The sequence below is a fragment of the Stenotrophomonas sp. YJH_SMC_54 genome (genome assembly GCF_059368435.1).
Genome location: NZ_JCAFRS010000006.1, coordinates 61,819 through 76,041, shown reverse-complemented (window position 1 = coordinate 76,041; position 14,223 = coordinate 61,819). Strand labels below are relative to the sequence as shown.

Below are 14,223 nucleotides of genomic sequence, written 5' to 3'. Positions count from 1 at the left end.
CCGCTTACAATGGCGGCTACCGTGGGCAGTCTAGCCGACCACCGCGGTCGGTTTGTCCGGCGAAGCAAGGAGTGAGGTTGTGGCGGTAATGCAGCAAATCCAGGCCGAGGTCGATCGTTACCCGCTCGTGCTGTTCATGAAGGGCACCCCGCAATACCCGATGTGCGGTTTCTCCAGCCGCGCCGTACAGGCGTTGATGGCAGCCGGCGCGGTCACCCTGCGCACCGTCAACGTGCTGGAAGAACCCGAGATCCGCGCCAACCTGCCGCGGTTCTCCAACCTGCCGACCTTCCCGCAGCTGTTCATCAATGGAGAGCTGATCGGCGGCTGCGATATCGTCCTGGAACTGTTTGAAGCCGGCGAGCTCAAGCGCATCGTCGAAGAGGCGACCCAGGGATGAGTGCCTGGCCATCGACGTCACCGACCAACGGGGCGCTCGATGGCCGCCCGTTGCAGGATCGCGTGGTGCTGGTTGCCGGCGCCGGCGGTGGGCTGGGCAGTGCGGCGGCCGTTGCCGCCGCCGCCGCCGGGGCCACCGTGGTCCTGCTGGGCCGCAAGCCGCGCCGCCTGGACCGTGTCTATGCCCAGGTCCAGGCCGTCGGCCCGGAACCGCTGCTGTATCCGCTGGATCTGGAGGGCGCGGGCCCCGACGACTATGCCGAACTGGCCCAGGCCCTGCAGCGCGAGCTGGGGCGCCTGGATGGAGTGCTGGTCTGTGCCGCCCATTTCCCCGGATTGACCCCGTTCGAACTGGCCGACCCGGCCAGTTTCGCCCGTGCGGTGCATGTCACGCTCACTGCTCCGGCGTGGCTGGCCCAGGCCTGCCTGCCGCTGCTGCGGCAGCGCGAGGACGCGGCCCTGGTGTTTGCGGTCGATGCCTCCGAACGGGTGGGGCAGGCCTATTGGGGTGGATACGGTGTGGCCCAGCATGGCCTGCGCGGGCTGATCACCAGCCTGCATGACGAACTCTGCCGCAGCCCGGTGCGGGTCAGCGGCCTGTATCCGGGCCCCCTGCGCACGGCGCTGCGCGCCAGGGCCTATTCCGTCGACCAGGACCCGGCCGCCCGGGGCCCGGAGGCCGCCGCTGCGGCGGCCGTGACCCTGCTGTCCAGCGCTGGGCTTGCCTGGCGGGGCCGGATTCTCGACGCCAGTGAGGCGCCCCTGCCGGAATGAGGCCGGGGGAAAGGCGGAGTGAAGAACTCGTCACGATTGCGTTGCGATCCGGTGCCGTTTGTCGCACAACCGTCACATTGATGGCGTAGCGTGTTAATCTAGTGTTAACCGTTGTGGCTGCCTTCAGCCAAGCGGTAGGGAACCCCAGATAAATCTCCGACCAGCCACCCGCAGGGCTGTTTGGATGCGCTTTTTTTCCGCCATCGCCAACTCGCATCGAGGCTACCGAAAAATGACCCACCCACTCCGGATGTCCAAGCTCACCCTTGGTCTCGTGGCTGCGCTCGCCGCCGCTCCCGCCTTCGCCCAGAGCACCTCTGCCGGTGTCGGCGGCCAGGTGATGTCCGCCGCAGGCCAGCCTGTCGCCGGCGCTGAAGTCACCATCACCCACACCGAGTCGGGCACCGTTTCGCGTGCCACCACCGATGCGTCGGGTCGATACAACGCGCGCGGCCTGCGCGTGGGTGGTCCGTACACCATCACCATCACCAAGTCCGGTGAAGGCACCAAGACCGAAGAGGGTGTCTACCTGAACCTGAACCAGGTCAACACCGTCAACGCCAACCTGGGCGGTGACCTGGCTGCGACCAACCTGGACGCGGTGAACGTTGTTGCGACCGCCGGCGGCCTGGACCTGTTCAGCGCCAACAAGATGGGCACCGGCAGCAACGTGACCCGCGAAACGATGGACGCGCTGCCGTCGGCCAACCGCAACATCCAGGACTACATCCGCCTGGACCCGCGCATCTCGCAGGTCAGCAAGGCTGACGGCGCGATCTCGGCCGGTGGCCAGAACACCCGCTACAACGCCATCCGCATCGACGGCATCAGCGCCTCCGATCCGTTCGGCCTGGGCTCCAACAACCTGCCGACCGAGCGTCAGCCGGTGTCGATGGACGCCATCCAGGAAATCAACATCGACCTGGCCAACTACGACACCACCATCGCCGGTGGTACCGGTGCGGTGATCAACGCCGTGACCAAGTCGGGTACCAATGAGTTCCACGGCACCGTGTACGGTTCTTACCGCGACAAGGACATGATCCGTACGCGCCTGGAAGGTGACACGACGGACTTCAACGGCTTCAAGGACGAGAAGACCTACGGCATGACCCTGGGCGGCCCGATCGTCAAGGACAAGCTGTTCTTCTTCACCAACTATGAAAAGTACGAGCGTAGCGGCGGCGGCGTGAGCCTCGGCGAAACCCCGTACAACAAGCCGAACGGCATCAGCGACGCCGACATCGCCCGCGTGCAGAAGCGCATGTCCGACCTGGGCTACCCGGTTGGCGGCATCGGCGCGCTGGACAACAAGACCTCGATCGAAGAGTACGCGATCAAGCTCGACTGGAACATCAACGAGAACCACCGCGCGGCCCTGCGCTACAACAAGATGAAGCAGGACGTCGTCCGCTTCCCGCAGGTCAACAACAGCGCCATCTCGCTGAGCGACTTCTGGTACACCCAGCCGACCCAGTACGAAACCTGGATGGGTGAACTGTTCAGTGACTGGTCCGAGAACTTCTCGACCGAGTTCAAGGTTTCGCACAAGGACTACTCGTCCAACCGCGTTGCTGCCTCGCACCTGCCGCAGATCCGCGTGCGCTTCGGCAACAACTCGCTGTACCTGGGTACCGAGCAGAACACCCACACCAACATCGTCGAGTCGAAGGAACTGAGCGCCTTCGGTGCCGGTACCTGGTACATCGGTGACCACACCGTCAAGTTCGGTTTCGATTACACCGACAACGACCTGATGAACTTCTATGGCCGCAACCTGTACGGCGCGTACGAGTTCGCCGACCTGGCTGCGTTTGAAGCCGGTACCCCGTCGGCCTACCAGGTGCGCGTCCCGCGCGCCGGCGGCAGCGTTGACGACATCCCGGCCAAGTTCCACCTGAAGAACACCGGCCTGTTCATCCAGGACACCTGGGCGATCAACTACAACCTGAGCCTGATGTTCGGTATCCGTATCGACATGCCGGACTTCAGCACCCAGCGCCTGTACAACCCGCGCATCGAACAGCTGTACGGCTTCAACAACACCCAGCTGGTCGACAAGAAGCTGTTCCAGCCGCGCGTCGGCTTCAACTACACCTTCGACACCGATCGTCCGACCCAGCTGCGCGGTGGCGTTGGCCTGTTCGGCGGCGCTGCTCCGAACGTGTGGCTGGCAGGTGCCTACCAGAACACCGGCCTGAACTACTCCGAGTACAACCTGACCCGCAACCCGGGTGGCTTCAGCTTCGACGCCGACAACCCGTACATCCCGAACCCGTCGCTGGCCTCGGCCCGCCAGAACGTTGACCTGATCGCTCCGGGCACCCGTCTGCCGTCGGTGTGGAAGGCCAACCTGGCGTTCGACCACGAGCTGCCGTGGTACGGCATCGTGGCGTCGGCTGAAGTGCTGTTCACCAAGGTCAAGGATGGACTGTACTTCGACCGCCTGGACGTGATGACCCCGAATGCCAACCGTTCGGTCGGTCAGGACGGTCGCGCGCTGTACTGGAACGACTACGGCATGAATGGTGCCAATGCCGGCCCGAACGGCATGCAGGCTGGCCAGAAGAATGGTCGCGCCTGCTCGGCGACCGATCGGACCTGCCCGGGTGACCGTGTCAACCGTCCGGGTGACATCGGCGACGTGATCCTGCTGCGCAATACCGACAAGGGTCGCGGTTCGCAGGCTACCTTCTCGCTGGCCAAGCCGCTGACCGAGAACTGGGGCTGGTCGCTGGGTTACACCTACACCCAGTCCAAGGAAGTGAGCCCGCTGTCCAGCTCGCAGAACACCTCGAACTGGAACAACACGCTGAGCCTGAACGCCAACGACAACGTTGCGTACAACTCGCGCTACGCGATCAAGGACCGCATCACCGGTACCCTGGAGTGGAAGCACAACTTCTTCGGTGACAACGCCACCCGCGTTGGCCTGTTCTATGAAGGCCGTTCGGGCCGTCCGTACAGCTACGTCTACTACAACGACGTGAATGGCGACGGTGCCGGTACCAACGACCTGTTCTACGTGCCGAAGGGCCCGGGTGACGTGATCTTCACCGGCGGCGCCGACATGGAGAAGAAGTTCTTCGATTGGCTGGCGCAGAACCCGGAACTTGAGGCCTACCGTGGCAGCGTGGTCCCGGCCAACTCGCACCGCGCCAAGTGGGTCAACAGCTTCGACGTCCGTATCAGCCAGGAATTCCCGGGCTTCGTGAAGGGTCACAAGGGTGAAGTCGCGCTGGACATCATGAATGTCGGCAACCTGCTGAACAAGAAGTGGGGCCTGATCGACGACTACGGCTTCTACGCCACCCGTCGCGTTGCCAACTACTCGGGTATCGACCCGGCTACCGGCAAGTACCTGTACAACTTCACCGGCCGTACCGACAATTCCTCGATCCAGGAAAACAACAACGACAAGGGCAACACCGCCGTGTCGCGTTGGTCGATGCAGCTGACCCTGAAGTACAAGTTCTGATCCGTCAGGGCTTGATGATGTAAACGGAAACGGCCGGGGAAACCCGGCCGTTTTCCGTTCAGGCGAAAGTCCTTGCAGGCCACTCTGCATCGGCGTAGCATCCGGAAATGTGCGCGGTGCCAACGCCGCCGATGCGGTCCCGGAAAGGCGAACGCGGGGAGCACACATCCAACGGTCGGGCTTCCCGGCCGTTTTGCTTTTTAAGGGGGCGGCAGTACAGTCGGAAACCTTGAAGGAAGCAAAAAATTGGACATGACCACGAACGAAAAATCAGCCCGCGCACTGCCGGTGCAGGACGCGCGGATCTACCCGCGTGGTGGGCTGGATGTGCTGTCGCGGGCCGAAGTGGCCCGCCTGCGCGATGCCTCTGCCGGCGGCATGCACGAGCTGCTGCGCCGCTGCGCGCTGGCCGTGCTGACCAGCGGCAGTGCCTCTGACGATCCGCGCGCGGCGCGCGATCTGTATCCCGATTTCGACATCCAGGTAGCGCAGCAGGATCGCGGCGTGCGCATCGACCTGGTCAACGCACCGGCCATGGCCTTCGTCGATGGCGAGATCATCCGCGGTGTTGCCGAACTGCTGTTCGCCGTGGTGCGTGACCTGGCCTACATGGCCATCGAGATGGGCCCTGCCTACGCGGCCGAGCTGGAGTCGTCCGAGGGCATCACCAACGCGGTGTTCGGCCTGCTGCGCAATGCGCGCATCCTCAACCCGGGTGACCCGAACCTGGTGGTGTGCTGGGGCGGCCACTCGATCTCGCGCGACGAGTATCTGTACACCAAGCAGGTGGGCTATGAACTGGGCCTGCGCGGCCTGGACATCTGCACCGGCTGCGGCCCGGGCGCGATGAAGGGCCCGATGAAGGGGGCCACGATCGCCCATGCCAAGCAGCGCCGTACCGTGACGCGCTACATCGGCCTGACCGAGCCGGGCATCATCGCCGCCGAATCGCCGAACCCGATCGTCAACCACCTGGTGATCATGCCGGACATCGAGAAGCGCCTGGAGGCCTTCGTCCGCATCGGCCACGGCATCATCGTGTTCGCCGGTGGCGTCGGTACCGCCGAGGAAATCCTGTACCTGCTCGGCATCCTGCTGCGCGAGGAAAACAAGGACCTGCCGTTCCCGCTGATCCTGACCGGACCGACCGTGGCGGCGCCGTACTTCGAGCAGATCGACCGCTTCATCCGCCTGACCCTGGGTGACGCGGCCGCCGAGCGCTACGAGATCATCATCGGCGACCCGGTGGCGGTGGCGAAGAAGATGGCCAATGGCATCAAGCGCGTGCGCGAGCACCGCCTGGCGCAGAAGGACTCGTTCTTCTTCAACTGGTCGATCGAGATTCCTTGGGAGTACCAGCAGCCGTTCGTGCCCACCCACGAGGCGATGGCCGCATTGGACCTGCACCACGGGCGTGCGCCGCATGCGCTGGCGGCCGACCTGCGCCGCGCGTTCTCGGGCATCGTCGCCGGCAACGTGAAGGAAGACGGCATGCGTCGCATCGAACAGTTCGGACCGTTCCAGATCCATGGCGACCCGGACATGATGCAGGCGCTGGACGCGTTGCTGCGCGCTTTCGTCGAGCAGCGCCGGATGAAGATCTCCGGCGAATACCAGCCCTGCTACCAGGTGCTGGCCTGAGCCCGGGCCGGTGCGATGGGGATCGCGCCGGCCGGGGTGGGAAGGTGCGGGTCGTCAAGGCTTTGACGCCCGTCGCCCTGGATTGACCGTTCATCCTGCCGCCGCTTGCCGGTGGCGGGACGATGGCCCATCGTGGCCATCAACACGCTGGGGAGCGTCCAATGTCTTTGCGCCGGCAAAACGGCTTCACGCTGGTCGAGTTGATGATCACGCTGGTCATCCTGGTCATTCTGGCCAGCATCTCCTATCCCAGCTTCCGCACCGCGATGCGCTCGAACCGGCTGACCACCACCAACAACGAGGTGATCGGTCTGTTGTCGCTCGCTCGCAGCGAGGCCATCCGCAACCGCCATGGTGGCGGGGTGTGCGGCAGCAGCAACGGCACGTCCTGCGATGGTGAGTGGAGCAAGGGCATGCTGGCCTGGGGCGACGCCGATGGCGATGGCTCCGTCAGCGGCAGCGAAAGCGTGCTGCGCTTCTCCAAGGGCAGCAGCAGCCTGGCGGTCGAGGCTCCCAGCCCAACCGTCATCACCTTCGATTCCCAGGGACGCCGCCGCGCGTCCGCCGACCAGGTCGTGAGCCTGGTGCCGCAAGGCTGCAAGACGGGTGACCCCATGCGGACCCTGACCGTCCTGTTCTCCGGCCAGGTCCGCTCCACCGCAGGAACCTGCAAATGAAACGTCGTCGTTCCGGCATGGGCGGGCCTGCCCGCAGTCGTGGCTTCAGCCTGATCGAGGTGCTGATCGCGCTGCTGGTGCTGGCGTTCGGCCTGCTTGGCTTTGCGCTGCTGCAGACCATGAACGTGCGGTTCGTGCAGAGCGCCAGCCAGCGCACCCAGGCCACCAGCCTGGCCTACGATCTGATCGAGCTGATGCGCGTACAGCGCAGCGAAACCCTCAACGGTGGCGAATACACCAAGGCCTCCTTCACTGCCGGCTCGGTCACCGCGCCGGCTGGCCCCTGCACCTGGCCCAACAGTGCCGACGTGACAGCCTCCAAGGCGAACGTGGCGCGCTGGCAATGCCAGGTCGTCAAGGTGCTGGGAGGCAAGGCCAGCGCCAACGTGACCGTCAATGATGGTCTGGTCACGGTGGGCATCGGCTGGGGAGACGAGCGATGGAACGCAGCCAATCCCGACAGCATCACCACGTTCACCCTGGTTACCCGTCTATGAAGCGCGCGCCTTCCGCTGCCAGCCATGCGGCTGGCCTCTCGCTGGTTGAACTGCTGATCTCGCTGGTCATCGGCCTGGTGCTGATGCTGGGCGTGACCCAGATCTTCATGGCTTCGCGGGCGGCCTCGCAGCTGTCCGAAGGTGTCGCGCGCACCCAGGAGAACGCCCGATTCGCGTTGGAGTTCCTCGAGCGCGACATCCGGATGGCCGGGCACATGGGCTGCGTGAATGACCAGGCGCACCTGGTGCGCGCCCAGGACAGTGTCAAGGTCAACATTGCCGGCGTGAAGTCGGGTGATGGCAGCCCGATGGACTTCTCGGTGCCGATCCAGGGTTACGAGGCACAGGGCACCGCGCCTGGCAACAAGCTGACCCTCGGCGCAAGCTGGGGGGCTGCCGGCAGCACGCCGTCGGCGATCACCAATCTGAAGCCCAAACCGCTTGGCGGCAGCGACATCATCGTGATGCGCTACCTTGCGCCGGAAGGCTCGCCGGTGCTGTCCATCGGCTCCGGTACTTCGCCGGACATCACGATCGCCAGTGACGCGGCGGCCCGCCTGTCGGCCGGTGCCGTCACCACGCCCTCGGCGTTTGCCGTGGCCGATTGCAGCAAAGTGGACGTGTTTGCCGGAAAAATCGCCGGCAGCACGATCACGGCCAGCAAAGCCGATCTCTCGGCGTATTCGGCCAACAACGCGGTGACCATGGTCTATCGGGTGGAATCGATGGCGTACTACGTGGCAACGAATACCGCCGGCGAACCCGCGCTGTACCGCGCGCGTGGCGCTGGCGACAACACGTTCGCCACCGGTGAGGAGCTGGTGGAGGGCATTGAGAGCCTGCAGTTCCTCTACGGCCAGGATACCGAGACGGCGATCAGCAGCACCGCGCCGCCGACCGGGGTAATCGCCTTCCAGAAGACTGCCAGCGGGGTCAGTACCGGTACCGATGCCGCCGCTGTCGCTGCGTGGCGACGGGTTGGCCTGGTGCAGTTTGGACTGCTGGTGCGCAGCCCGCAGCGCGCCGCGGCCGAGCAGGCCAATACGGCCGTGGCCCAGCTGGGCGTGCTCGGCGTTGGCTTCAATCCGCCCACGACCTACGACGATCGCTACCGCGCCTCCTACGAGGTGTCCGTGGCACTGCGCAACCGACTGTTCGGGAACTGACCCATGAAGCCCTCCGTCTCCCGTCGATTCCAGGGGCGTACGCAGCAGCGCGGTGCGGTGCTGTACGTGGCTCTGATGCTGTTGATCCTGCTGTCGCTGATCGGCGTGGTCGGCATGCAGGTGGCGAGCATGCAGGAGCGCATGTCCTCCAACTACCGGGCCGCCAACGTGGCGTTCCAGGCCAGCGAGCGGGCGGTCCGTGACGCCGAGCGGTCGATCGAGGAGATCGACAACAATACCGGCGACGGCGGCTCGTTGAAGGCTGACGCCATCAAGCGCATCTGCGATGACGGCTTCGATCCCACCCGCTGGGTGGGAGAGCAGAAACTGTCGGCGGCGCCGGTGGTCAGCGTGCGCCGCATCGACGCCTGCATCCAGGGCGAATCGACGCTGGGCATGGGCACGCCGGAAAGCGAAGAGCCCACCCGCGTCTACCAGATCACCGCGTTCGGCTCCGATCGCGATGCCGCCACCAGCAACGAGGGTACTTCCTCGGCGGCTGTCGACACTGTTTTCAAGCTTTGAGGAACCCGGTCATGGCGACCCGAAAGATCAAGATCCTGGCCGGCTCCGGGCTGTTGCTGGCGGTGGCTGGCGGCACCTGGCTTGCGATGAACCTGTTCGCCGCGCAGGCGCAGGGCACATTGTCGCAGCACCCGATGAACCTGAAGGTCTCCGCGCCGCCGTCATTCATCATGGCGGTGGACGATTCGGGTTCGATGACCTTCCAGACCCAGTTCCCGGGGCAGGACGGAACGGCGTGCTGGAACTATGCCCGGCAGAGCTTCTTCAGATCCAAGGGTGTACTGAACACCGTTGACGACATCATCAGTGGCTACGATCGCTATGGAAATCCCATCTATGGCGCGGGTGAGTGCGACTACTTCTATGTACTGCCAGGTGCCCGAATCAACGACAACAGCGGCATTCCCGCGCTGGACGTATTCGGGTTCGCGCGATCGGCCGCCTACAATCCGGCGTACTACGATCCGAACATCAAGTACGAGCCTTGGCTGAACATCGTCAAGGAAGAGGTCGTGTCCTATCCTCAGGCCAATACGACAGCCACCCTCATTGATCCGCGTGACACGGGTAATTCGCTGTCGCTTGCTGCGAGCTACCTGGGTAAATCCAGTTGGGATGTCCAACGGATGCAGAAGGGCATGGTTGCGCCGCAGGGGCAGGCCTATGCGAATGTGACCCGATACGAGGATCGCTCGGGGAACGTAACGTATACATTCGGTAGCGAAAACAGCAATGGCAATAGCGCTGGCCGAAGCTGGACTTCGGCGGATTACGCATCTCTCAGGTACGTTCCGGCAACATTCTTCATGCCCTACAGCAGTGATGCGGACCCCCGTCCCCAGCTGCCGGGGACGACCAACGCATATGCGGGCGTGAAGCGCACCAGAATTGCGGGTGCCTGTGGCCCAGGGTGTGACATGTGGAAGTATGTCATCGCATCCGGTGATGCCGCCGCGCTCCAGAATTTCGCCAACTGGTACTCCTACTACGGTAACCGAAACCGCGCGATGATCGCTGGCATGACGCATGCGTTGAACGTCAACGACATGTATGTCGGCTACTTCAAGATCAACGACTTCCTGAAGTACAACAGCTCGTCGGATGATGCGAAGCGTCTCGCGATCCAGGACATGAGCCTGATCTCGCAAAAGGCGAAACTGTACAGCGACATGATTGCGCTGACCGCCAATGGCGGTACGCCCAACCGAAATGCGGTCAATGCGGCCGGCCTGCAGTTCATGCGAACCGACGATGCGGCCCCCATCAAGCTTTCCTGCCAGAAAAACGCGGTGATGCTGTTCACCGATGGCTATAGCAACAACGGCAACGGGTTCCCATCGAGTTCGATTCCCACCCCAGGGAACATTGACGGTGCCATGGGTGCCCCGTTCAAGGACAGCAACTCGGATACGATGGCTGATATCGCGGCGTACTATTACGTCAATCCGTTGCGCACCGATACCGCGATGCCCAAGGGCAATGTGCCGGTGCCGGAGCAGTGCGCGACCAGTACCGACAAGTCGCTGGACTGCAACAAGAACCTGCATATCAACTTCTACGGGATCACCCTGGGTGCGCGTGGCAACCTGTTCGATCCGGACAAACAGCAGAATCCGTATACCGATTCGGCCATCTACAACAACTGGCCGCCACGTCAGAACAACAACCCCAGCACCGTGGATGACATCTGGCACGCCGCGACCAATACCCGCGGTGAGTACATCAACGCGCGTACTCCGGCAGACATCACCACGGCCATGCGCCGGGTGCTCTCGTCGGTCACCTCCGGGCCAGCGCCTTCGGGCAGCCAGGGCCTGACCGGCGCGCGTATCGGTACCGGGTCGCTGGCGGTCACGCCCCAGTTCGAAGTAGCCAACGAGGAAACCGATTGGTTCAGCCGCCTGAAGGCATCCAAGCTTGCGGTGAACGACAAGACGCAGCAGACCGAGTACACGCAGGTGTGGGAAGCGGCGGAGAAACTGGGGGCGCAGCGTTCGCGCACCATCGTTGCCACCAAGGGCAACGCTGCAGTTGACTTCAGCAGCACCAACATCGCGTTCACCGACCTCTGCAACAAGGATGAGAAGCAGTATCCGGGCATTGCGCGCTGTTCCGCGACCGAGGCTGAAAAGCTGGGCGGCGACATCGCCACGGCCATGGCTTATCTGCGCGGCGACGCATCGCGCGAAGTACGCAACTCGGGGGGCATCTATCGCACCCGTACCACCGTGCTGGGCGACATCGTCAATTCCAGCCCGGTGATCAGTTCGCCCCGCGACGACTATGGCTACCAGCGCATCAGCACCGCTATGGCGACCTCGTATGCCACGTATCTGACCCGCAAGCGCAACAATGGCCGCTACATGGTCTATGTCGGTGCCAATGACGGCATGCTGCATGCCTTCGACGGTGGCATGAACGGCAATGGCGTAAGTGACGGTGCCGGTGGCAGCGAGACCTTCGCCTACATCCCTGGAACCGCGCTGGGCCACATGGCCAACCTGCTGTATCCCTACGTGGCGGCCAACAAGTCCGACCAGCGCTTCCGTCATCGCTACTACGTGGATGGACCGATTGCGGTGGCGGACGCGCAGATCGGTGGCAACTGGGCCACGGCACTGGTCGGTACGGCCGGCGCCGGTGGGCGCTCGGTGTTCGCGCTGGATGTAACCACGCCGTCCAGCTTCGGCACCGGCAATCGCCTGTGGGAAATCAGTGACGTGGCGCCGGGGCTCGACAGCACCATCAAGGCGAACATCGGCCATGTCCTTGGCAAGCCGGTGATCGTGCCGGTGAAGGAAGGGACCGGGGTGGCGTGGAAAGCGATCTTCGGCAACGGTTACAACAGCCTCAGCCGCAAGGCCGTGCTGTTCGTGGTCGACCTGGGATCGGGCGCGGTGCGGATGATCACTGCTACCGAGGCCGCAGCAACTGCACCCGCCGGTGACAATGGCCTGGGCAACATCGTGGCTGTCGACCGTTGGCGCGCCGACAGCGCCGGTGGGACGGGGCGTGTACGTGGCCGTGACGGCCTGGCGGACACGATCTATGCGGCCGACCAGCGCGGCGCGCTGTGGAAGTTCGACCTGGAAAGCACGGCGACCTCGGTCACCACGCCGGTGTTCACCACGGCGCGCCAGACCAACAACAACAACCAGGTGTATCGCCAGCCGATTACCGGTGGCATGACCGCCGTGACCGGACCCGGTGGTGGCGTGATGCTGGTGCTGGGTACCGGCAGCTTCTCCTTCGACAATGACCCCCAGGATCTCACCGCGCAGTCGCTGTACGGTGTCAACGACACCAGCAAGGACCAGCCGGAGGCCACGATCGTGCCCGCCAATCTGCTGGCCTATACGGTGACCACCACCAACAAGTTGCGCACGGTCACGGCCACGCCCTTCTCCGGGGCGGCGCGCGGATGGAGCATTGCACTGCCCGGCGCAGGTGAACGCTTTGTTGGTAATCCTGCCGTGGCGTCGGGAACGGTGTTCATGCCGACCTACATGCCTACCGCGGGTGGCCGTGGCTGTTCGACCGAGGGAAGCAACTGGCTGTTTGGCCTCAATCCGATCTCGGGTGTTGCATCGCTGGAGCAGGCGCGGGTCGGGTCCATTACCGGCACGCCCTACGGAGCGGGCACGGCTGGCGTGAGTCTCGACACCGGCGGCACCGCACCGGTGAAGGACGTCAATGTCTCGGTGATGCCGCGCCTGGCAAAGGGTGCCGATCGAGGCGGACGTGCCTGCTGGATGGCGGTCAACGTGGCGGGTGCTCCGACGATGTACGTGCCTTATCCCTGCGGTCGCCAATCCTGGCGCCAGATCCAGTAACGAAGACATGCCCATGAGCCTGAACACTCTTTCCAGTACCCTGCGTCGTCCCGGCAAACAGCACGGTTTCTCCCTCATCGAACTGATGATCGTGGTGATCGTGCTCGGCATCCTGGCCGCGATTGTCGTTCCGTCGTACCAGCAGTACATCCGCCAGTCGCACCGGGGCGTGGCCAAGGCGGACCTGGTGGAATACGCGCAGCGTGCTGAGCGCTACTACTCGGTGAACAACACCTACTCGGGCTTCGCGCTGCCCAGCAAGGTGTCGCCGCGCGAGGGCGGGACCACACGGTACGCGATCACGTTCGATGGCAAGGCGTCCTCGTTCACGCTGACTGCGACGCCCCAGGGCAACCAGACCAAGGACAGCTGCGGGACGCTGAGCGTGGACCAGGCCAACCGCAAAACGGCCAGCGGCACGGTTTCCGATTGCTGGTAAATCAGGTGTTGATCTTCCTCTGAACGCCCAGTACAATGCGCCTCCCCGCCCGAATAGCTCAGCCGGTTAGAGCACTTGACTGTTAATCAGGGGGTCGTTGGTTCGAGTCCAACTTCGGGCGCCAGATACTGCAAAAGCCGCGAGAAATCGCGGCTTTTGTCGTTTTGGCCCGTCAGCAGGGAAGGGTGCGGTCGACACGCTCGCTGCGGATGCGGCCGCCGTTGTTGATGACCAACCTGCCATGCAGCCGGTCTCCTGCGCAGATGCGCAGTGTCAGATTGGCACCGGGACTGCGCCCGTCAGGCTGGAAGAACAGCAGCGGCCGTCCACCGCTGGCCTGGGCGACGATGGCGATGTCGGTCCGGCCTTGATGGTGGATCAGGATGTCCTGGGCGGATGCTGGTGTCCCCCGGTGCCTGCCGCTGCGATAGATGATCCACCCTGCGCTCCAGTCGCGGGAGCACTGCTCACCGTCGTCGCTGGCGCACAGCCCGATCAGTTCGCGGCGCTTCAGGGCCTCGCTTCTGGCGCTGGAAAGACTGGCATGCAGGGTCAGCTGCAGGGCGTCGGCGCGTTGCCGCAACAGCACCGGGCGCAGGGCCGGCCAGCCCACGGCCAGCAGAACGGAAAGGATGGCGATCACCACCAGCATCTCGACCAGATGCATGCCGCGTGGTGCTGAACGACAGTGGGCGGGAGTGCGATGCATGGCATCAAGCCTCGCGCCGCAGCGGGACGGCCGCCATCAGGCACTGCCGCGCCCGCCTGCCCGGAAAGCCCTCAGCCGGCCGTCA

The 14,223-nt window shown here is 64.1% G+C and carries 11 protein-coding genes and 1 tRNA gene; 11 read left to right on the top strand and 1 reads right to left on the bottom strand.

The annotated features are described in order from the left end of the window. The first annotated feature begins 79 nt into the window (after window positions 1-79). The 11 genes from grxD to AC5P5S_RS08920 all read left to right on the top strand — a co-directional run bounded on the left by grxD (window position 80) and on the right by AC5P5S_RS08920 (window position 13,553). A complete protein-coding gene (gene grxD / locus AC5P5S_RS08970; RefSeq protein ID WP_005408852.1) occupies window positions 80-400 on the top strand; it encodes a Grx4 family monothiol glutaredoxin in 321 nt (106 codons plus the stop codon). Further along, a complete protein-coding gene (locus tag AC5P5S_RS08965; protein WP_062607560.1) occupies window positions 397-1,173 on the top strand; it encodes an SDR family NAD(P)-dependent oxidoreductase in 777 nt (258 codons plus the stop codon). Before grxD ends, AC5P5S_RS08965 begins: the two co-directional genes overlap by 4 nt. Window positions 1,174-1,405: 232 nt before the next feature. Next, window positions 1,406-4,651, top strand: coding sequence for a TonB-dependent receptor (locus AC5P5S_RS08960; RefSeq protein WP_081113781.1), 3,246 nt, complete (start codon window positions 1,406-1,408; stop codon window positions 4,649-4,651). 252 nt (window positions 4,652-4,903) lie between these two features. Next, window positions 4,904-6,292: a nucleotide 5'-monophosphate nucleosidase PpnN gene (ppnN, locus tag AC5P5S_RS08955; protein WP_005408855.1), complete on the top strand. Its 1,389-nt coding sequence runs from the start codon at window positions 4,904-4,906 to the stop codon at window positions 6,290-6,292. Between the two features lie 161 nt (window positions 6,293-6,453). After that, window positions 6,454-6,969, top strand: coding sequence for a GspH/FimT family pseudopilin (locus tag AC5P5S_RS08950; protein ID WP_005408856.1), 516 nt, complete (start codon window positions 6,454-6,456; stop codon window positions 6,967-6,969). Beyond that, the gene (pilV, locus tag AC5P5S_RS08945; RefSeq protein WP_005408857.1) at window positions 6,966-7,466 is read left to right on the top strand and encodes a type IV pilus modification protein PilV; all 501 of its coding nucleotides are present in this window, start codon (window positions 6,966-6,968) and stop codon (window positions 7,464-7,466) included. Before AC5P5S_RS08950 ends, pilV begins: the two co-directional genes overlap by 4 nt. Continuing rightward, window positions 7,463-8,632: a PilW family protein gene (locus tag AC5P5S_RS08940; protein ID WP_005408858.1), complete on the top strand. Its 1,170-nt coding sequence runs from the start codon at window positions 7,463-7,465 to the stop codon at window positions 8,630-8,632. Before pilV ends, AC5P5S_RS08940 begins: the two co-directional genes overlap by 4 nt. 3 nt (window positions 8,633-8,635) lie before the next feature. Then, the gene (locus AC5P5S_RS08935) at window positions 8,636-9,157 is read left to right on the top strand and encodes a pilus assembly PilX family protein (protein WP_005408859.1); all 522 of its coding nucleotides are present in this window, start codon (window positions 8,636-8,638) and stop codon (window positions 9,155-9,157) included. 11 nt (window positions 9,158-9,168) lie between these two features. Next, complete coding sequence (locus tag AC5P5S_RS08930) at window positions 9,169-12,990, top strand: pilus assembly protein (RefSeq protein ID WP_062607565.1); 3,822 nt, start codon at window positions 9,169-9,171, stop codon at window positions 12,988-12,990. Window positions 12,991-13,003: 13 nt separating this feature from the next. Next, on the top strand, window positions 13,004-13,429 hold the full coding sequence (locus tag AC5P5S_RS08925; protein ID WP_062607567.1) for a type IV pilin protein: 426 nt from the start codon (window positions 13,004-13,006) through the stop codon (window positions 13,427-13,429). A 47-nt stretch (window positions 13,430-13,476) separates the two neighbouring features. Next, window positions 13,477-13,553, top strand: a tRNA-Asn gene (locus tag AC5P5S_RS08920). Window positions 13,554-13,601: 48 nt separating this feature from the next. Here the strand turns inward: AC5P5S_RS08920 and AC5P5S_RS08915 are convergent. Continuing rightward, window positions 13,602-14,138, bottom strand: a complete 537-nt coding sequence (locus tag AC5P5S_RS08915; RefSeq protein WP_100443192.1) for a GspH/FimT family pseudopilin — start codon at window positions 14,136-14,138, stop codon at window positions 13,602-13,604. Window positions 14,139-14,223 lie beyond the last annotated feature (85 nt).